At 46.3% G+C, this 19,453-nt stretch carries 16 protein-coding genes; 7 read left to right on the top strand and 9 right to left on the bottom strand.

What is annotated here, in order from left to right:
• Positions 1-175: 175 nt before the first annotated feature.
• Positions 176-1,015, bottom strand: coding sequence for an AraC family transcriptional regulator (locus MSG34_RS04955; protein WP_248336453.1), 840 nt, complete (start codon positions 1,013-1,015; stop codon positions 176-178).
• 378 nt (positions 1,016-1,393) lie between these two features.
• On the opposite strand from MSG34_RS04955, the gene MSG34_RS04950 reads away from it, so the two are divergent.
• The 5 genes from MSG34_RS04950 (at position 1,394) to MSG34_RS04930 (ending at position 7,980) form a co-directional block, all read left to right on the top strand.
• A complete protein-coding gene (locus MSG34_RS04950) occupies positions 1,394-3,298 on the top strand; it encodes a fructose-specific PTS transporter subunit EIIC (RefSeq protein WP_248336452.1) in 1,905 nt (634 codons plus the stop codon).
• A 109-nt stretch (positions 3,299-3,407) separates the two neighbouring features.
• A complete protein-coding gene (manA, locus tag MSG34_RS04945; protein ID WP_248336451.1) occupies positions 3,408-4,625 on the top strand; it encodes a mannose-6-phosphate isomerase, class I in 1,218 nt (405 codons plus the stop codon).
• A gap of 264 nt (positions 4,626-4,889) precedes the next feature.
• A complete protein-coding gene (locus MSG34_RS04940) occupies positions 4,890-5,330 on the top strand; it encodes a PTS sugar transporter subunit IIA (RefSeq protein ID WP_248336450.1) in 441 nt (146 codons plus the stop codon).
• A gap of 13 nt (positions 5,331-5,343) precedes the next feature.
• Positions 5,344-6,756 (top strand): fructose-specific PTS transporter subunit EIIC, encoded by a 1,413-nt coding sequence (locus MSG34_RS04935; protein WP_248336449.1) that lies wholly within the window; start codon positions 5,344-5,346, stop codon positions 6,754-6,756.
• Positions 6,757-7,062: 306 nt separating this feature from the next.
• Entirely contained in the window at positions 7,063-7,980 is a 918-nt protein-coding gene (locus MSG34_RS04930; RefSeq protein ID WP_248336448.1) for an ROK family protein, read from the top strand.
• Between the two features lie 122 nt (positions 7,981-8,102).
• Here the strand turns inward: MSG34_RS04930 and ugpC are convergent, their stop codons facing one another.
• From ugpC to MSG34_RS04890, 8 genes are all read right to left on the bottom strand, one after another.
• Positions 8,103-9,239, bottom strand: coding sequence for a sn-glycerol-3-phosphate ABC transporter ATP-binding protein UgpC (gene ugpC / locus MSG34_RS04925; protein WP_248336447.1), 1,137 nt, complete (start codon positions 9,237-9,239; stop codon positions 8,103-8,105).
• A gap of 57 nt (positions 9,240-9,296) precedes the next feature.
• The gene (locus MSG34_RS04920) at positions 9,297-10,031 is read right to left on the bottom strand and encodes an HAD family hydrolase (protein WP_248336513.1); all 735 of its coding nucleotides are present in this window, start codon (positions 10,029-10,031) and stop codon (positions 9,297-9,299) included.
• Positions 10,021-11,490, bottom strand: coding sequence for a CehA/McbA family metallohydrolase (locus tag MSG34_RS04915; protein WP_248336446.1), 1,470 nt, complete (start codon positions 11,488-11,490; stop codon positions 10,021-10,023). Before MSG34_RS04915 ends, MSG34_RS04920 begins: the two co-directional genes overlap by 11 nt.
• A gap of 103 nt (positions 11,491-11,593) precedes the next feature.
• The gene (locus MSG34_RS04910) at positions 11,594-12,874 is read right to left on the bottom strand and encodes an extracellular solute-binding protein (protein WP_248336445.1); all 1,281 of its coding nucleotides are present in this window, start codon (positions 12,872-12,874) and stop codon (positions 11,594-11,596) included.
• 6 nt (positions 12,875-12,880) lie between these two features.
• Entirely contained in the window at positions 12,881-13,828 is a 948-nt protein-coding gene (locus MSG34_RS04905) for a carbohydrate ABC transporter permease (RefSeq protein ID WP_248336444.1), read from the bottom strand.
• A gap of 23 nt (positions 13,829-13,851) precedes the next feature.
• Positions 13,852-14,736: a sugar ABC transporter permease gene (locus MSG34_RS04900; RefSeq protein WP_108020927.1), complete on the bottom strand. Its 885-nt coding sequence runs from the start codon at positions 14,734-14,736 to the stop codon at positions 13,852-13,854.
• A gap of 102 nt (positions 14,737-14,838) precedes the next feature.
• On the bottom strand, positions 14,839-15,723 hold the full coding sequence (locus MSG34_RS04895; RefSeq protein ID WP_102431983.1) for a LysR substrate-binding domain-containing protein: 885 nt from the start codon (positions 15,721-15,723) through the stop codon (positions 14,839-14,841).
• A 172-nt stretch (positions 15,724-15,895) separates the two neighbouring features.
• A complete protein-coding gene (locus MSG34_RS04890; protein WP_248336443.1) occupies positions 15,896-17,521 on the bottom strand; it encodes an ABC transporter substrate-binding protein in 1,626 nt (541 codons plus the stop codon).
• Between the two features lie 173 nt (positions 17,522-17,694).
• On the opposite strand from MSG34_RS04890, the gene mpaA reads away from it, so the two are divergent.
• Both mpaA and MSG34_RS04880 read left to right on the top strand, forming a co-directional pair.
• Entirely contained in the window at positions 17,695-18,402 is a 708-nt protein-coding gene (gene mpaA / locus MSG34_RS04885; RefSeq protein ID WP_248336442.1) for a murein tripeptide amidase MpaA, read from the top strand.
• A 91-nt stretch (positions 18,403-18,493) separates the two neighbouring features.
• Complete coding sequence (locus MSG34_RS04880; RefSeq protein ID WP_050653224.1) at positions 18,494-19,372, top strand: DMT family transporter; 879 nt, start codon at positions 18,494-18,496, stop codon at positions 19,370-19,372.
• Positions 19,373-19,453: the final 81 nt, after the last annotated feature.

Genomic DNA, 19,453 nt, shown 5'->3' with positions numbered 1-19,453 from the left:
AACGGGATAAATAGAGAACCTGCCTAAAGATAGGTTTCGAAATAGGGTTTAGAAATAAACAGCAGAAGAAAACACAAAGCAAATTGATCACCACAACACAGGGTTCACCGTGGTGATCTAGTCATACAAATTTCGGTCATATAGCTCTGGTCAAAAATGGCAATTTGAAGGGATATTAGATTGACCCACGATATTCAGTCGGCGTTCTTCCTGTGCGATTCTTAAACACTCGACAAAAGTAGTTCACATCCTTAAAGCCACAACGTAGTGCCACTTCATTGAGCTTGAAGTTGTACTTTTTTAGCATGAACTTAGCGCGGTCGACTCGAACACGGGTGATGTATTCTGCCAGAGTCATGTGGCCTTGCTGACGGAACATTCGCGACAAGTGATTGGATGAAATGCTAAAGCGCGAGGCAATGCTGTCTCGGGTGATTTGACGGTGGAAATTCTCTTGAATGTAGATACAGATCCCTTGATACACATCCTGCACTCGGCTGTGAGATTTCTCGACAGGCGCATTTAACATCGTCTTACTGTATTGAAGCAGAGCTTGCAGCAATAACTCGTCCATCGGCTGCTTGTTACTCTCTCTCGCTAACGAGCTAAGCGCCTCCAAAATGTTATCAATCGCAAACCCTGATCGAGTCTGAATACTGTGCTTTTGGATATCGTAAAAGCTCTCTTCCCCTTTGCGCTTACTCACCAAACTCAAGCCAAGCTGACGACGCCCAAACAACATACTTAACACTGAGCAGTCGGTATCCCAGTTAGGTTTATTCCAGCAGTTGGGTGGGATGAAAATCGCGTCTCCGGCTTTGGCAATAACGTTGGTGATCTTGCGATCATGACTCTCCATTTCATTGACATACTCTCCGTCTAACACCAGCTCTAAACGTGGAAAGTTCACCTGATAGCTACAAGCGGAAGGTGTGTGGAAATCTCCAGCAAACCAGATGTTATGAAACGGTTCTCGCTCATTTAACACCGACGAGATTAAGTCATGAAATATCATTATTCGAACTCTTATGGGCAGCAATAAGGCTACGGAAATAGATATACCTGTAACTGAAACATAGCGCTATTGAGCAAAATCACAATTTGAGATCTAGGTTACAAAAATCCAGTCGTGGAAATAAATCTCCAGTGACGAAACCGATAAGGCACGTAATTTACCAGATAACAAAACACGCTGTAACCCTTATAAATAAAAGCTTCAAAGCACGACAAACCTTGTCAACACAGACCTAAAAACGCCCGTTCGACCGATCAAAATCACACTCCACTTATAACGCAACAATCATCCAGTAAATGCATTTTTTCTTCACTACAGAAGGTAAGTCGTAGATTCCAGAATACCCCTAACAAAATAAAAACAGAGTAGGGGTTCATTATGATCACGACATTGATCAATCAAGATTTGATTAAGCTTTCGCTTAGCGCTAATTCAAAAGAAGACGTATTTAAAGAGCTGATAGACGTGCTTTACGCACAAGGCAGAATCTCAGACAAAGCACAGTTTCTTGCCGACATTAAGGCTCGTGAAGAACAAGGTAATACCGGATTTGAAGAAGGTATTGCTCTGCCACACGCGAAAAGCGCTGCGGTGATCAAACCCGCGGTTGTTATCGGTGTCCATCAACAGGGTATCGAGTACGGCGCCGATGACGGCCAGCCATCAAAACTGTTCTTCATGATTGCCTCTCCTGATGGCGGCGATAATCACCACATCGAAGTACTGGCAGAACTTTCTTCAAAACTGATTGAAGAAGGCTTTATCGAAAGCTTCATGAATGCTCAATCTGAACAAGAAGCATTAGAACTACTGCTTACCAAACCTGAGCCGTCAGAAACGGTAACCAACGTTGAGAAACAAGGCTTCATCATTGGTGTGACAGGCTGTCCAGCTGGCGTTGCACACACGTATTTAGCAGCCGAAGCACTAGAAAAAGGCGCGGTGGCTCTTGGCTACGATATCAAGGTCGAAACCAACGGTTCTATTGGCGTTAAAAACAGCCCGACTCAAGAAGAGATCGAACGTGCAGATGCGATTGTGGTGGCTTGTGACAAACAGGTCGACATGGCTCGTTTTGCAGGAAAACGCGTTATCAGCACCAACGTAAAAGCGCCAATCAAAGACGCTCAAGGCTTGATTCAGCAAGCGCTCAATGCACCGAGCTACCAAGCTGAACAAGCACCGACCAACCAATCTGTTGCAGAGAAAGCCTCGCAAGCACGTTCAGACCTTTACCGTTACTTAATGAATGGCGTATCTCACATGATCCCATTCGTGGTGACAGGCGGTCTTTTGATAGCACTCGCACTAGCGATTGGTGGTGAGCCGAGTGAATCTGGCATGGCGATTCCTGCTGGCAGCATGTGGAACCAAATCCTAGAAGTGGGTGTAGTTGCCTTCACTCTGATGATCCCAATCTTGGCTGGCTACATTGCTTACGCGATTGCTGACCGCCCAGCCCTAACCCCAGGCTTAATTGGCGGTTGGATTGCCAACAACGGCTCTTTCTATGGCGCTGACGCAGGCACAGGCTTCATTGGCGCAATCATCGCAGGTCTATTGGTGGGTTACTTCGTTAAATGGATTACTTCGTTTAACTACCACAAATTCGTTCAACCGCTTGTGCCTATCATGATCGCTCCGATCACTGGTTCTCTATTCATCGCAGGCCTGTTCATTTTTGTTATCGGCGCACCTATCGCAGGGCTGATGGATGCTCTTACAGCCCTACTTACTAGCATGAGCACAGGCAACGTGGTTCTGCTTGGCATCGTATTGGGTGGCATGGCTGGTTTCGATATGGGCGGCCCTTTCAACAAGGTGGCGTTCCTATTCTCAGTCGGCATGATCGCCAGCGGTCAAACTCAATTCATGGGTGCGATGGCGTGTGCAATTCCTGTGGCTCCACTAGGCATGGCTATCGCAACCAGACTTGGCCGTAAGTTCGACCTGTTCGAATCATCTGAAATCGAAGCGGGTAAAGCAGCGGGCGCAATGGGCTTAGTGGGTATATCTGAGGGCGCGATTCCTTTCGCAGCTCAAGATCCGATGTCGGTTATCCCTGCCAACGTACTGGGTTCAATGACTGCAGCGGTTATGGCGTTCTCATTTGGTATCACCAACAGCGTTGCCCATGGTGGCCCAGTTGTGGCTCTACTAGGCGCAATGAATTACCCAATGCTGGCACTGCTGTGCATGGCATCTGGTGCGGGCGTGACTGCGGTTACTTGTATCGCGCTTAAAAATCTACGCAAAGCCAAGCTAACGACAGCAGCGGCTTAAGCCATTTCAACTCCAATGGCTTGAGCCCCTCTACCCTACTGTTTTTAGTAACTAATAGTTTTTAGGAACGAATAGAGCTCAAGCCATATTTCCCTTCATGGTGATTTCGATGTCTGATTTTTCTTTAGCGAACGACTCGTTCGTACAACGCTTTTTCTACCCTATGACCAACGTAATTCAAAACTACGCATGGGGTAGCCCTTCTTCGTTCAGCCAACTGTTTGGTATTGATAACCAGTCTGGTGAGCCGCAAGCGGAGATCTGGATGGGTGCTCACCCTAATGGTTGTTCGATAGTCACTGACAATGGTCAGCAAACCACATTGTCGAACCTTATTTCCAAGAACCTAAACCTGTTTCTAAGTGAGAAAGTCGCGAGCCGTTTTGGTGAACTTCCGTATCTGTTTAAGGTGTTAGCTGCTGAGAAAGCGCTCTCGGTTCAAGTTCACCCTAACAAGCAGCAAGCCGAATCTGGATATGCTCTTGAAGAGCAGCAAGGCATTCCGATGACAGCTGGAAACCGCAACTACAAGGATCCCAATCACAAGCCAGAACTGGTGTATGCATTAACCGACTACACCGCGATGAATGGCTTTAGGTCGATCAACGAGATCCTTGAGCACTTCCATTATCTCGACATTCCAGAGCTTCATTCGATGGTTAACGATCTCGCGGGCGACCAAACGCCCAATGGATTAGCCAGCTTCTTCGCGAGCTTATTGTCTTTGCAAGGTGAACAAAAAGGCATGGCGCTGACCATGTTGCTGATGAAGGCCAAGCTTTCTGATGCACCCGTGTTCCAGTTGATTTCAGAGTTGGAACAGCAATATCCGGGGGATGTAGGCTTGTTTGCTCCGCTGCTATTGAACGTGATCACCTTAAAGCCTGGGCAAGCCATGTATCTAGATGCCGAGACACCCCACGCTTACATCAAAGGCACGGGCTTAGAAGTGATGGCGAATTCAGACAATGTACTCCGCGCAGGGTTGACGCCTAAGTACATGGATATCAATGAATTAGTCTCTTGTACTCAATTCAATGAAAAGCCTGCGGATAGGCTACTGCTCAGCCCTATTGAGCAAGGTGATGTGATGGAATACCAAATTCCAGTCGAAGATTTTAAGTTCTCTATCGTGCAAAACTCACATCAACGACAGATCACTACCGAAGGCGCCGAGATCTTACTACCACTCGACGAGTCCATGGTGCTCACTCATCAATGTGGTGAAACCTGCGTAATAGAGAAAGGCCAATCGGTATTCATTCCCGCTTACGCTGAGAGTTACAAACTGGATTGCGTTGGACGCGTGGCGCGAGCTTACAGCTAGTTCTATCGAGTAGATACAAACACTGATCATGCCCTGCTTTGCGGGGCATTTTTGTTCCTACAGCTTTTTTCTTCCTACAGAAAGTTATTTCAACACCGAAGTACACCATCAAATATGACCCATCTCACACTGGATGAATGATGCAAATCACACTTAATTTTGCTGGATACAAATGTACAGTGAAGGGCTTTTATTTGCTATTTCGCGAATCGGGTTAATCCATTAATTTTAATTCAAGAACTTCAATCGTGAATGAGTTAATAAATGATCACACAGCTAACTAACGTCAACTTAATTAATAACAATCTTCAAGCGAATAATAAAAAAGAACTGTTTGAAGAATTGGCAGGAATGTTATTTGAGAACAACCGAATCAGTAATAAAGAAGCCTTCTTGGCAGACATCGAAATTCGTGAATCTCAAAGCATTACCTCAATGGACGGCATCGCTTACCCACATTCAAAAAGCAAGGCGGTAACTGAGCCAGCAATCGCTGTCGGTGTTAAGCGTCAAGGTATTGAGTATGGAGATGAAGACGGCATCAATCCAACCGTGTTTTTTATGATTGCCTCACCCGATAACGGTGCTGACCATCATATTTATGTACTACAAGAACTATTTGGAAAATTCAGCGATGAATTTATTCAAGATATCCATAACGCAAAAGACGAACAACAAATCCTTAATATTTTAGTTAATTCATAAGGCGTAGAAAATTATGAGCACCCTAACAACTCAAGCTACGAATACCAATAATAAAAATAGTAGTAGCGACTTTAAAAAAATCCTTAGTACCATGAAAGGCCACCTGCTTTTCGGAACCTCACACATGCTACCTTTCATCGTAGCCGGTGGTGTTCTGTTGGCGTTAGCGGTCATGGCATCAGGCAAAGGTGCGGTTCCAGCAGACGGCTTGCTGGCAGACATCTCTAATATCGGTATCAAAGGCCTTGTTCTTTTCCCAATCATTCTTGGCGGCTTTATTGGTTACTCCATTGCAGATAAACCAGCACTAGCGCCAGCGATGATCTCTTCTGGCATCATGGCTGACATGGGCGGCGGTTTCCTTGGCTGTATCGTGGCAGGCTTTATCGCCGGTGGCGTGGTGTTCCAACTTAAGAAGATCCCTCTTTCTGCAAACATGACCGCGCTAGGTGCGTACTTTATTTACCCGCTTCTAGGTACGTTAATCTCTGCAGGTATCGTACTGTGGGGCATCGGCGAGCCAATCAAACTGTTTATGTCTTCAATGAACGAGTTCCTAGCTTCAATGGCTGGCGCATCTAAGATGGTTCTGGGCACAATCCTTGGTGGTATGACGGCGTTTGATATGGGCGGCCCTATCAACAAAGTAGCGACCCTATTTGCTCAAACTCAAGTAGACACCCAACCTTGGCTAATGGGCGGCGTTGGCATCGCGATTTGTACTCCACCTCTAGGCATGGCTCTGGCGACTTTCCTATTCAAAAACAAGTTCTCTAAACAAGAGCAAGAAGCAGGTAAAGCGGCAGCAATCATGGGTTCTATCGGTATCTCTGAAGGTGCTATCCCATTCGCAGCGAATGACCCAATGCGCGTACTTCCTTCAATCGTTGCCGGTGGTATCGTTGGTTGTGTGTTTGGCTTCATGACGGACGTTCTACTGCACGCACCGTGGGGCGGCCTAATCACTGCGCCAGTATCAAGCAACATTCCAATGTACGTCGTCGGTATTGCGCTTGGCTCGCTAACCACAGCCGTTATCGTAGGCTTCTGGAAACCTGTAGCGGTAGAAACAGAAGAAGATATGATTGAAGCACCAGTACAAGCTCAAGCGGCTCCTGTAGCAGGCGAAGGCGAGTACGACATCGTAGCAGTAACATGTTGCCCTTCTGGTGTTGCACACACCTTCATGGCAGCGAAAGCACTAGAGAAAGCAGGCTTAGCCGCAGGCCTTAAGATTAAAGTAGAAACTCAAGGTCAAAACGGTATTCAGAACCGCATCACCGACCTAGATGTAGCGAATGCAAGACTGGTTATCTTGGCTCACGATATTCAAGTGAAAGACGCTCACCGCTTTGCTAACGCGAACGTGATTGAGTGTTCAACCAAGGAAGCAATGAAGAAAGCCGCGACTATGGTGGCTATCTAAAACCTAAGGTTATTTAAAACCAAAGGCTATCTAATAGAATCAATAAATTAGTGAATGCTCACTATTGATAAAGTAACTCCCCCCTAGTAACTAAAATCCCCATTCGTCTAGTCAACGAATGGGGATTTCTTTGTTCATAGTTTCGAGAATTGAATTGAAGCAAGTCAAATCTCTGAGAATGGAGTCACGATTAAAGGTCTAATAGGCAAAGTTCTATAGGATTACCATTATAATGAGAGCCAATGGGTTGGGGACAGCTACAACTGAATAGAAAACATCACAACCCTTACCTTTAACGTATGACTAATGAACAAGAGCAGTATTATGCATTACTTAGGCTTAGATATTGGCGGAACCAAAATTGCCGCCGCCATTTTTCAAGACGATGGGGAACAGCTTTATTACCAGCGTTTTGAAACTATCAAGGATGATTATGCAGCTTTCCTAAGTCATGTCGTCAAAATCATTGAAACCGCGAACAATCAATTCGCCGAAGACATCAATATTGGTATAGGTCTACCGGGAGCAATTTGCCCTAAGACCAACAAGATCAAGAATTCAAACATTCTTATAATCAACGGACAGTCGCTAAAGGAAGATCTAGAGCAACGCTTAGGGAAGAACGTTTTCTTAGCCAACGATGCAGATTGTTTCGCACTCAGTGAAGCTCTATTCGGCGCAGCAAAAGGTTACACATCAGCCTTCGGTGTCATTATTGGCACAGGATGCGGAGGTGGTGTTGTCTATAACAAACAGTTAGTCAAAGGACCGAACAACATTGCAGGAGAGTGGGGACATAATCAACTGGCTTACCTAAACACTGAAACAGATTACACCCCAGAGCCATGTTATTGCAAAAGCCCAGCTTGCAATGAGTTATTTCTATCCGGCACTGGCTTTGCGGCTCGATATAACGCGCAATATAGAACAGAGCTTACAAGTCAACAAATCATGGCTGCGCGTAACGAGTCTGAGTCAGCAAAAACTCACTATCACAACTATATCGATCAGCTAGCAAGGGCACTTTCTCAAGTGATTAATGTTTTTGACCCATACGCTATTGTGCTCGGTGGTGGTATGTCGAACGAGACTGGTATTTATGACGATCTTCCTCAGGCATTGTCAAAATATGTATTTGGCGGCAACTGTTCGACTCCAATATTAAAAGCTCAACTAGGTGACGATAGTGGAGTCAAAGGCGCAGCATTCTTATGCGTTTCTTAACGGAATTTCATGTGAGTAATCACTATTGATAAAGTAACTACCCCCTAGTAACTAAAATCCCCATTCGTCTAGTCAACGAATGGGGATTTCTTTTTACAAAATAACTCGTAGGAGCAATAGAATCAGCTCTTAGGATCGAGCGTCTCTTCGGTTTCTAAATCGAATAAGTGACATTGGCTGGTGTTGAAATGCAGCCCCGTTTCTTCACCACTGTTTGCTGTGCGATCTGCATCGAAAGGCACTCGCGCCACCAGCTTGTCAGCACCCAATTTGAAGTAGAGATACAACTCATTGCCCATAGACTCGACCACATCAAGCTTGTGCGTTTGAGTATTCACCTCTGACAACGGCGCATCGTGATTAGCCAGTTGAATGTGCTCAGGACGAACGCCAAACCACAACCACTCACCGAGTTTCTCTCGAGCGATAGCTTGCTTATCTTGTGGTAGCGTCCAACGTGCACCACTTTCCGATACCACGTTCATCACGCCGTCAATCTCGTCGACTCTCACCTTGATAAGGTTCATCGCTGGCGAGCCAATAAAACCCGCGACAAACTTGTTTGCTGGGTACTGATAAAGATTCATCGGCGTATCGACTTGCATGATCTCACCTTGATTCAACACGCAGATGCGGTCGCCAAGGGTCATGGCTTCCACCTGATCGTGTGTCACGTAGATCATGGTGGCATTCTGCCCTTCTTGTTTCAGATTAGTGTGCAGCTGCGCAATGCTGACTCGTGTTGAAACACGCAGCTTTGCATCTAAGTTAGACAGCGGCTCATCAAACAAGAATACATCTGGTTTTCGCACCATCGCACGACCTAAAGCCACACGCTGCCTTTGACCGCCAGACATTTCACCCGGCTTGTTGTTCAGCAGATGTTCGATATCTAAAGTCTTGGCAGCATCTTCAATACGTTCATTGATTTCATGCTTTGGCAGCTTCTGTTGTTTAAGGCCAAAAGCCATGTTGTCGTACACCGACATGTGCGGATAAAGTGCGTAGTTCTGAAACACCATTGAGATGCCGCGATCTTTGGGTGGCAGCTCATTTACACGTTTATCGCCAATGTAGACATCGCCTTCTGAGATATCTTCAAGACCCGCAATCATACGAAGTGTCGTGGATTTTGCGCAGCCAGACGGCCCAACAAACACCATAAACTCGCCTTCGCGAATATTAAGATCGACACCATGCACGGCCTTAAAACCATTTGGGTAGGTTTTCTCTACCCCTCTCAGTGTGACTTCAGCCATAACCTGTCCTTAAATCAATTCGTTAAATACTATCTTTGGAATCTGTCGTTAAACGTTTTAGCCACGTTCTTGCAGTTGATTGAGCTCAAAATGGGCTACCGATGCGATGACCAGATCCGCTACTGGCTCTAACTCGCTGTGTTGAGCAGTACCTGTCAGCACGCCAACATTGCTGGCGCCTGCGTTACGGCCAAATTCCATATCTGAAACCGTGTCACCAAACATGATCACTTCGTGTGGCTCAATGCCGCACTTTTCACAGAATGCGTTAAGTAATGCGGGCGCTGGCTTAGGTTCGATATCGCCATCGGAATATCCGATATAATCGAACATCTCGCTCAAACCTGATTGCTCTAACGTATAAATCGTTGAGTCTTTGGTATCTGCGGTCGCGATGCCTAAAATCATGCCTTGCTGCTTGAACAGACCGAGCTTTTCAGTCACACCCGGTAGGGCTTCAATCCAGCTTGGGTTTTCTTCCACTTCATCATTGAAAGCGGCTTTGGTCACCTTAGTGAATTCAGTGAGCGAGACATTCGGTTGCAGCATGTTGAACCACGCTGTTGCGGTGTCTTCCACTGGGTTTGAGGCTAATAATCCATAGTTATCAACCACATCACCTTCCACGCCGATGGCCAAGAGTAACTCAACAGGTGTGACAGTTTGATTACCCTGATGTTGGTCACTGTAAGATTTCACTCGCTCACAGGCACCACGAGAAACGTTAAGCCACATCTTGTGGAACTCTAACAATGTGCCGTCTTTATCAAATAACATCGCCTTAAACTTCATCACGGCTCATTCGCTCCATTAGTTCTCCCCAAGTACGCACTAGGGGTTGGTTAAATTCTGGTTGTTTGCCGTCGAATACGGCGTTGATGCAGCCTTCAAACTCACGTTCCTCAGATAAGGATTGAGGGCTGTTGATTAACGCTGAAGAAAGCTCTCCGCGACGAATATCCACTCGGCACCAACGGTAGCCCTCATCAATATGGATACTTTGCAGCTCATCACTCAAAGCCACTCGGTCGACAATCCCACCATCCACCACGCACTCAGCGTAGTAAGGGTTTTCTGAATCAGATACCGCAATTCGGTATGTTAGTGGTTGGCCTTGGGAGTCGTTACCCGGCAGTAAATCACTTAAGTTGATATCAAACTTCAAGCCGCAACGACGCTCTAGGTAAACTTGTCCATTACGCAGACCAGACAAGATGCCTTCGCCACTCAAACCATGGCTGTAAACGAATGTGGATGGGTCACCATAGATAGAGGGCTCATCCGCTTTAGGATTACGTTCATGTGGCTCAAGGTGTGAATCACTGCCGCCAATCGCGGTAATGCGCTGGCCACAATTCCACATTTCATTGAGAACTAATAACGCCTCTTCGGTCGCTTTTGGCGAGGTTGACCAAGTAGGGTCACAACACACTTCAAACGTAGACACTTGGCTGAGATCCACTTGATCGTAATGCCAGTGCCACGGCTTCATCATCGGGTGATTAATGCCAAGGGAACTGTGTCCACTTTTCGCTAAACTCAATCCCGCTTCCATGGTCGCTTGGCTGCTGTGTTCAATGTCTCTAAGGTCTAAAGACTTAACTGGGCCATGCACATTGAAGTGCCCGAGATCGGTTGTGACTTCTAACGCCGGTAAGAACAAGCACTGTTTGGAAATAGGTAGCTTCGGCTGGCAGATGTTGTGCTCAGTGAAGAAGAAGAAATCGAGCCCTTGTGATTCCACAATATCTTTCGCTGCAGCTAAGGTATTGTGACCATCAGAAAGCTGAGTGTGGGCGTGTAAATCACCACGATACCAGCGAGAATCAGAGCTCAACATGTGGCTGTAATCAAACTCGATATCGTGCTCACGTGTCACCGTTGGGTTCAGTTCTAACTCGGCATCGCTATTAACTAACTCTTCAGAGCAAAGCACATCGACTTGATACTGCATCGCACGTTCAGTTCGAAACTCACCTTCGAGATTGTAAAGCTCCAAGAACCATTCGCCCGATGGAATCGCGCCGTCAATCGCGCCTAGACCAGAGTTTTGCGGTTGAATAGTGAGTGACTTGTGCGCTTTTTCAAACAACACCTTGCCACGAAATCCTTGGTTGGCATCGTAGGCCGCTGCGTACAAAAATCCTTTTTTCACCGTCGTACCAGTAATGGTTACGCAGTGACAACCTGCTGGCACATCAAAGGGGATACGTACTCTGCCAAACGGCAGCTCACCTTGAAATTGGGTCATTGTCTTCACCAAGTTCGTCCTAATTGAAGGACTGGGTCAAAAGAGGCCCACCCGAATAGGTGGGCCTTTGTGCATGCAAAGATAGTGTTAACCACTTTACAGATTAAGAACGATTCGCTCGGTCTAGTGCGCGTTGTGCTTTCTTAGCTGCTTGTTTTAGCGCTTGGTCAGCAGGCACGTTTTGGATTTGAATCTGATCCGCTGCCACTTTCAGAGCGTCCATGATCTTACCGTTAGTAGGGTCTAGGAAGTCTTTGGTCGCCGTGTCCGCTTGCTTCAAAGGAATCAGAGCTTGCGGGTTATCTTTAGTGAACGCTTGGTATTCTGGTACTTCAGAAACGCTGTTACGCACTGGGATGTAACCCGTGAACATTGACCATGCCGCCGTGTTCTTCGCATTGGTGTAGAACTCAACGAATTCGAACGCACCTTTTGCTGCTGCTTCGTCTGTGCCTTTTGGCATCACGTAAACCAGCGCACCCGCTTGTGGCGCAGAAGGGTTTGAACCCCAACCTGGCTGTGTGGTTGCTGAAAGCTTAGTGAAGTCCAAATCACCTTGGTCACCCGATGAACCTGTGTAACCCAACGCGTTGTCTTTCATTACGTCATCGATGGTTTTGTACCAGTATTCCCAACCTTGACCGCCGTAGTGAATACGCATGATTTGATCGTCGTGGATCCACTTACGGAAACTGTCCCACACTTCAACCCATTCAGCCGAATCGATTAACACTGTTTTGCCATCATCACTGATGATCTTCGCGCCGTTAGAGAAAGCAGCGTCAATCATGTTGTCTTGGCCCCACATCGGCTCCCAGCCGTAAAAGGTCACGTTGCCTTTGTCATCACGTTGAGTAACTTTCTCCGCGACCTTAGCCACGCCTTGCCATGTGTTTAGGTCTTGCTCGGTAAAGCCGTTATCTGCCAATACCTGCTTGTTGTAGTAAAACACTTGAGTCGTACCGTAAGCAGGCAAGCCAATGATGGTGCCATCGTCTGCTGTCACTTGGTCTTTAAACGCGCCAATGAAATCAGAGAAGTTAAACTCTTCATCCATGAACGGCGTTAGGTCACGGCTCAAACCACGTCCGTGCATCGCTTCCGCACGACCTGAATCTAGCAGCACTAGTTCAGGCGCAGTTCTAGACGCTAGACCTGCTTGCAGCTTCTGGTAGGTTTCCGTGTAGTTGCCTTGCAATGCTGGCTTCACCACATACTCATCTTGGCTCGCGTTGAACTCTTCGATGAGCTTAGTCATCATTTGCTGTGGCTTAGTACCACCGGAATACCAGAAGTTAACTTCGGTTGCGGCAAGAACACTGCTAGAGAACATAGACGCGCTTGCTGCGCCAGCACACACTAGTGCGAGAGTTTTTAATTTCATTTCCGTTTACTCTTTTACGCCGTTATCGGCGATACCTGAAAGAATCGTCTTTTGACAAATGACGAATAGAATTAACAAAGGCAATACTGCAATGGTGCTCGCCGCCATGATTTGCGACCAGTTCAATCCATAGTTACCTTCGGCAATAAAGTAGTGACGAATACCAGTCGCGATCAGGTTTAAATCCTGAGTCGTAATCACCAGACTCGGCCACATGTAGCTGTTGTAATTGGTAATAAAAGTGATGAGGAACAGTGTTGCGACTGCTGCTCGGCATTGCGGTAAGATGATTGCCCATAAGATCTTGAGCTCACCTGCACCATCAATTCGTGCCGCTTCAATCAGCGACGGATGCACCTTGATAAACACTTGGCGTAAATAGAACACACCGAAAACCGACGCCGCGTTCGACGCGACTAAGCCCATGTGAGAATCCAACAAACCCAGCTTTGCCAAGGTGATATAAGACGGAATATAAGTCACTGCGCCTGGCAGCATGTAACAGCCCATCACGATGAAATAGAGCACTGTCTTCGAACGAAACTTCAGCTGAGTCAGCGCGTATGCAAACATCGCGGAATTCACAATCACCAATAGAGTCGTAAACAAAGCCACGCTAAAGCTGTTGAAGATGTACAAGCCAAACGGCGCACTGTGAAAAGTTTCGACAAAGGTTTCCCAACGGAACTGCTCTGGAATCAAATCCAGCGGGTTAGCAAAAATCTCATCATTGGTTTTCAGCGAACCTGACAGCATCCATAAGAACGGAAACACCATAATGGTTCCGCAGGTCGCTAAGAAAAGGTGCTTAGCCAGTGCGATAAACGAACGGCGATCGACTGAGCTTTTCTTTGACACAACCTTTGATTTGGTTGCTTTCGCTTGGGCTGTGACTTTAGATTCAGCCGCTCTTTGATTTAAGACTTGATTGGCATCCAATACTTGCGTGGTCATAATTCTGTCCTTTCAAAAATCGACTAGTAGTACACCCAGCGCTTGCCGATGTAGGTATTAATAAGTGCCAACAATCCAGTAATCAGGAATATCACTAACGATGTCGCGGCTGCAGGTCCCATTTCGTAACGCTCAAATGCTTGTTGGTAGAACAAGTACAACAAGGTGCGAGTCTCTCCACCCGGCCCGCCCTGCGTTAAGATCTGGAACTGATCGAACGCCTGCATTGCAGTGATAATATTGACCACCACTAAGAAGAATGTGGTTGGAGAAATCAGGGGCAGCGTTATCTTCAAAAAGCGCGTTAAGCTACTGCAACCATCGATCAAAGAAGCCTCATACAGTGACTCTGGAATCTTGTTGATCGCACTGATGTAAAACAACATCGTCCAACCAATCGCCTGCCACACCGTAACGATAATTACCGCAATCAAGGCTGTGTTTCCGTTCTCTAACCATGGAATCGCGCTAAACCCTGCAGACTCCAATAAGTGGTTTGCCAAGCCCGATTTGGTCTCAAATACCCAAGACCACACAATCGAAACTGCCACCGTTGGTGTAATCCAAGGTGAGAAGATCACCGCACGGTAAAACTGGCTACCCTTAAAGTTTTTGTGCAGCAACATGGCAAACACCAGACCAAGAATAATGGTGGGGATCACCACGCCGACTGAGAACCAAAACGTATTGAGCATCGCTTGGATGAACTCGTAGTCCTCAACCATATACTCGTAATTTTCTAAACCGATGAACGAATAATCTGGCGAGATGTAATCCCAATCGGTGAAGCTGATGTAAATCGAATAACCAAATGGTACGAGCCAAAAAGTAAACAGTGGCACCAACAACGGTGCGGTAAATAGCAGTACCTTTAAGCGGTTTTTCATTGGTTCTGAGAAAGCACTCATGGTGACCTCGTCCTTATTTGTATGCGGTTAAATTAAGGGGTTTGTGTGACAGGTTAGTAAGAGCGCCCTTCATTTTTTTTATGGCTACCCATTAGAAAATCTTTACTCCAGTTCACCGTCTTCCATTTGGTGATAGAGCCAATCGCAGAAGAAATTCACCTTGGCGCTGCGACTGTGTTTGGTAATCAGATAGTGGGCAGATTCGGCAGGCATCGAGGATTCGTTTGCCAACACAAGGTCTTCTTTCTTGAGCAATTCAGACACCGCGAGCGAGCGTACGAGCAACATTCCAATGCCATGTTTAACCGCTTCTAAGGCATGCAGAGAGTTACTCACTTCGAGCAGAACCTTAGGTAAGGTCATCTCGAATTGGTTATGCCCAAGCCATTGCAGCCAGTTCTCTCGGTAGCCTTTCACCTGAACCGTCGGCAGAGCAGCAAAGTCATGCTTGCTGAGTAATTCTTGATGATCGGATTTGAATTGAGGGCTACACACTAACTGCCAGTGTTCTTGAAACAGTCGCTCACAATGGGTGTCTTCGCTTTCGACTTTGCCGTTGGTCAGCTCGATATCGACATTCTGACAAGGGTTGGTTGATGGCCAATCCACCAGCTGAATATCGAGCCTGATAAAAGGGTATTTTTGATAAAAAGATGGCAGGCGAGGTAGCAGCCAGTTATGGCAAAAGGTGTGATTAACGCGCAGGCTCAAAACGTCGGTTTCTTTTTCCCCAAACAGGATTTGAGTCTGTAGTTTCAGATGAGCCAATGAGCCCGCAACAATCGGTTGATAATGTTGGGCAGCCGACGTCAACTTTACGCCTTTGGAGCTGCGTTCAAACAGTGTGGTATCGAGAAAGATTTCTAAACTTTTAAGCTGCTGACTCACCGCAGCTTGCGTAACACAAAGCTCTCGCGCAGCAGCGCCAATAGAACCGAGGCGGGCAACAGCTTCGAACGCAACAAGGGCACGTAGAGGGGGTAACATGGCTTCACCTGATTGAAATAAAAGTGAAAAATACTTCAATCAGGTTTCAGTTTTTTGCGGTTACCGTTACAGATTAATGACGAAGGGACGTTGATCAGATATTTATGATCAACGTCCCTTTTCTTCTATTTCATATTATTATGCGAGATGCTAGAACTCGCATCCAGCCTATCTATTCTTGGATGTAGAGGTCTTTAGAATAGATGCGCCCTTCCACGTTGTTCTTCGCAAAGCCGCCAACACTTGGTCGAACTAGGCGAGCCTGCATGTAGTAATAAATGGGTGCGATAGGCATATCTTCAGCCAGTAACTGCTCCGCTTGATCATAGAAACCTTGGCGATCTTGCTCGTTAGTTGCTGACAGTGCGCTGTCCATTGCAGAGTCGTATTTATCGTTGTTGTAACGCGCAAAGTTACCCGAAGACTCAGAACGCAATAAGCTCAAGAAGGTCGATGCTTCATTATAATCACCACACCAAGAAGCGCGCATCACATCGAAATCACCTTGGCGACGAGACACCAAATAAGACTTCCACTCTTGGTTTTCCAGCTCAACTTGCGCACCTAGGTTGCCTTTGAGCATGGAAGCAATCGCCACTGCAATCGACTTATTCGACTCACTGGTGTTATAGAGCAATTTGAAATCCAATGGGTTAGCTGCATCGTACCCCGCTTCTTTCAACAGCTCTTTTGCCTTTTGGTCACGCTCCTCTTGAGTCCATGTGCTGTATTCAGGCTGAGTCGCATCAAAACCTGCCGTGTATTCATGAGCAAAGGTATAAGCCGGTAGGTTACCCACCTGAGTGACACCATTAGTGATGACATCACGCATCATCGAATAAGACACCGCTTTACGTACTCGCGCGTCATCAAATGGAGGTCGCGTGGTATTGAACGCGTAGTAATAAGTACACAGCAGAGGCACCGCGGTAAACGCATCTTGGTATTTGCTTTTAAGCTGCTGCGCCATGTGTGTCGGCACATCAGACGTAATATCGACCTCGCCCACCGCATAACGGTTAATCGAAGCGTTTTGGTTCTCAAACGGGATGTAAGTCACTTGGGTTAAGTGCGTATCTGAACTGTCCCAGTAGTTAGGATTCTTCTCCAGTTCAATGCGTTCGTTCACCACCCACTCGCCTAAAACAAACGCACCATTGCCAACAAACTGCTTAGGGTCACTCCACGGCTTATCGCTGTTTTCTAGCGTTGCCTTATGAACGGGCATCATGGATGTGTGGCCCGTCATCGCAACAAAGTATGGCACTTTGCTATCAAGCTCGAACTTCACCGTGTGCTTATCTACGGCAGAGATACCTAACTCTTCAACGGGCTTCTTGCCTTCGGCTACGTCTGCAATGTTGTTGATTTGAGTAAGCTTGAGATACCAAACATTCGGCGAAGCGAGCTTCGGGTCGACCGCGCGTCTTATCGCATACACGAAATCATCGGCCGTCACCGGATCACCATTCGACCATTTCGCGTCTTTACGCAGATGGAATACAAACGTCTGGTTGTCTTCGGTTTCCCAAGACTCCGCGACACCTGGGGTGATGTTGCCATCGCGGTCTTGAATCACTAACCCCTCAAATAGGTCACGTAGAATGTGCATTTCCGGCAAGCCTTCTGCCTTCGCAGGGTCAAGCGTCGCCGCTTCTGCATCATTAGCGCGAACTAAATGCTGGTCTTTTGCCAGCGAAACACCGGCAGGTAAGGTTTCAGCAACGGCAGTTACTGATATAAAAGGGGTCAATAAAGATGAAATGAGTAAAGCCGTTGAATGTTTTTTAAAATCCATGTTTGTTTGCTCTCCTAGCCTATCTTTGAAGCAAGTAATAAAATTAACAATGCGACGGTTGACGAGTTTTGACGCTATGGTTTATTTAAAGGGGTTCATCTAATGGACTTAGTTAATGATTAATATAGCCAATAGTGAATACTTGATAGTACTTGATCAATCAGGAGATTAAGGTGAGTTTAATTCCAAGAACGGAAAGAGCTGCGTTTTCAATAAAGCCGCTGTCATATGGGAAATCGGTGTTGGGTGCGCCTTTGCTCTATTTCCCCGCGCAAATAGAAAGCGAGTCTCGCGGGCTGATCTTAGCAGGCACACACGGTGATGAAACCGCTTCTATTGCGGGATTATCTTGTGCGCTGAGAAGCTTGCCAGCCGCCAACTTGCGACACGATGTGATTCTGTCGATGAACCCAGATGGCACTCAATTAGGCACTCGCGCCAACGCAAACCAAGTCGATCTGAACCGCGCCTTCCCAACGCAAAATTGGACAGCAAACGGCACCGTCTATCGCTGGAGTTCTCACACACCAGTCAGAGATGTAAAAGTCAAAACCGGGCAAGCCAATCAACTAGAACCTGAAGTTCATTCGCTCATCAAGCTCATCGAACAGCGTAAGCCTAAATTCGTCATCTCATTCCACGAACCACTCGCCATGGTCGACGACCCCGTTCAATCAGAACTCGCCACTTGGCTAGGCAAGCAGTTCAACCTACCGCTCGTCAAAGACGTGGATTACGAGACCCCAGGCTCATTCGGCACATGGTGTCAGGAAAGAAACCTGCCATGCATTACTGTAGAGCTACCGCCCGTATCTGCGGATTTGACTATAGAGAAGTATTTGGATGCGTTTGTGGCTGTGTTGGAGTGTGAGGAAGGTTAGTCTGGAGTAGGCTACATATACACATGCGAACAGTAATTCATCCTAATTACTAGTACACTGGCTACTTCTATCATGATTCGAACTTAAATAAATGTACACTGGCTACTTAATTTCATTTTTCACTGTTGCTATATGGGCAGGAAGCTACGTTGTTAGCAAGATGGCTGTAGGTGTAATAGAACCTGCGACTCTTGCGTTCTACCGATGCGTGTTTGCATTCTTAGTCTTAACACCTATTTGTCTACCTCAAATCAAGCAGAATATTGATGTCATTAAGAAAAACCACCTTACCTTATTGTATTTAGGCTTTTTCGGGATGGGATTAAGTCAATCAATGACTTACTTCTCTGGTCACTATACATCTCCCATCAATATGTCATTAGTTAACTCTCTAATACCAGCTGTAACCTTGGCAATGAGCATTGTGATACTAAAAACCAGGCTCTCTATTGGTCAATATATTGGGGTGTTAGTATCACTACTCGGCGTCATATATGTACTCATTAAGGGGGACATGAAAGTTTTACAGGGCTTAGAGTTTAATTATGGGGATATCCTGATGCTAGTCGGAACATTTTCTTACTCCTTATATAGTATTATTCTCAACAAGAACCCCATAATAATGTCAGGTTGGACACTATTGTATTGCCAACTATTTGTTGCTTCAGTGCTATTATTTCCCCTTATGCTCGTTACTAGTGAATCATATATTCCTTCTACTGAGTCAATACCACTCATCGTCTATGCCGTATTCTTCCTTTCCATCATTTCAACGTATCTTTGGAAAAAGGCAATCGACATGATTGGCGCGATGAAAACCTCACTATCAATGAATTTCATGCCTGTAATTGCCGCCATGTTGAGTTACATAATCTTAGGTGAAGATATTGAGAGCTACCATGTAATTGGCACTGTCATTATAATTTCGGGGCTTGTCGCTATTAATCTAACTCGCTATAAAAAATCATGACAAGTGGCTGGACATTTTCATATTGGGAAACCACCTTGATGCAGTTCACTCAGAGGTGACATAAGCTTTCTCCTCATGCAG

It is taken from the genome of Vibrio sp. 1CM2L (assembly GCF_023161695.1).
Taxonomy (GTDB): domain Bacteria; phylum Pseudomonadota; class Gammaproteobacteria; order Enterobacterales; family Vibrionaceae; genus Vibrio; species Vibrio coralliirubri.
Note: the sequence above shows the minus strand (reverse complement) of the source record. Positions and strands in the feature narration are given on the sequence as shown.

Excerpts from the sequence above, each read along its gene's own strand:
- MSG34_RS04880 (WP_050653224.1), top strand. The coding sequence starts at position 18,494 with ATGTACACTGGCTACTTAATTTCATTTTTCACTGTTGCTATATGGGCA.
- MSG34_RS04905 (WP_248336444.1), bottom strand. The coding sequence starts at position 13,828 with ATGACCACGCAAGTATTGGATGCCAATCAAGTCTTAAATCAAAGAGCG.
- MSG34_RS04940 (WP_248336450.1), top strand. The coding sequence starts at position 4,890 with ATGATCACACAGCTAACTAACGTCAACTTAATTAATAACAATCTTCAA.
- MSG34_RS04950 (WP_248336452.1), top strand. The coding sequence starts at position 1,394 with ATGATCACGACATTGATCAATCAAGATTTGATTAAGCTTTCGCTTAGC.
- MSG34_RS04930 (WP_248336448.1), top strand. The coding sequence starts at position 7,063 with ATGAACAAGAGCAGTATTATGCATTACTTAGGCTTAGATATTGGCGGA.
- ugpC (WP_248336447.1), bottom strand. The coding sequence starts at position 9,239 with ATGGCTGAAGTCACACTGAGAGGGGTAGAGAAAACCTACCCAAATGGT.
- MSG34_RS04915 (WP_248336446.1), bottom strand. The coding sequence starts at position 11,490 with ATGACCCAATTTCAAGGTGAGCTGCCGTTTGGCAGAGTACGTATCCCC.
- MSG34_RS04900 (WP_108020927.1), bottom strand. The coding sequence starts at position 14,736 with ATGAGTGCTTTCTCAGAACCAATGAAAAACCGCTTAAAGGTACTGCTA.
- MSG34_RS04890 (WP_248336443.1), bottom strand. The coding sequence starts at position 17,521 with ATGGATTTTAAAAAACATTCAACGGCTTTACTCATTTCATCTTTATTG.
- MSG34_RS04910 (WP_248336445.1), bottom strand. The coding sequence starts at position 12,874 with ATGAAATTAAAAACTCTCGCACTAGTGTGTGCTGGCGCAGCAAGCGCG.
- manA (WP_248336451.1), top strand. The coding sequence starts at position 3,408 with ATGTCTGATTTTTCTTTAGCGAACGACTCGTTCGTACAACGCTTTTTC.
- MSG34_RS04955 (WP_248336453.1), bottom strand. The coding sequence starts at position 1,015 with ATGATATTTCATGACTTAATCTCGTCGGTGTTAAATGAGCGAGAACCG.
- MSG34_RS04935 (WP_248336449.1), top strand. The coding sequence starts at position 5,344 with ATGAGCACCCTAACAACTCAAGCTACGAATACCAATAATAAAAATAGT.
- MSG34_RS04895 (WP_102431983.1), bottom strand. The coding sequence starts at position 15,723 with ATGTTACCCCCTCTACGTGCCCTTGTTGCGTTCGAAGCTGTTGCCCGC.
- MSG34_RS04920 (WP_248336513.1), bottom strand. The coding sequence starts at position 10,031 with ATGAAGTTTAAGGCGATGTTATTTGATAAAGACGGCACATTGTTAGAG.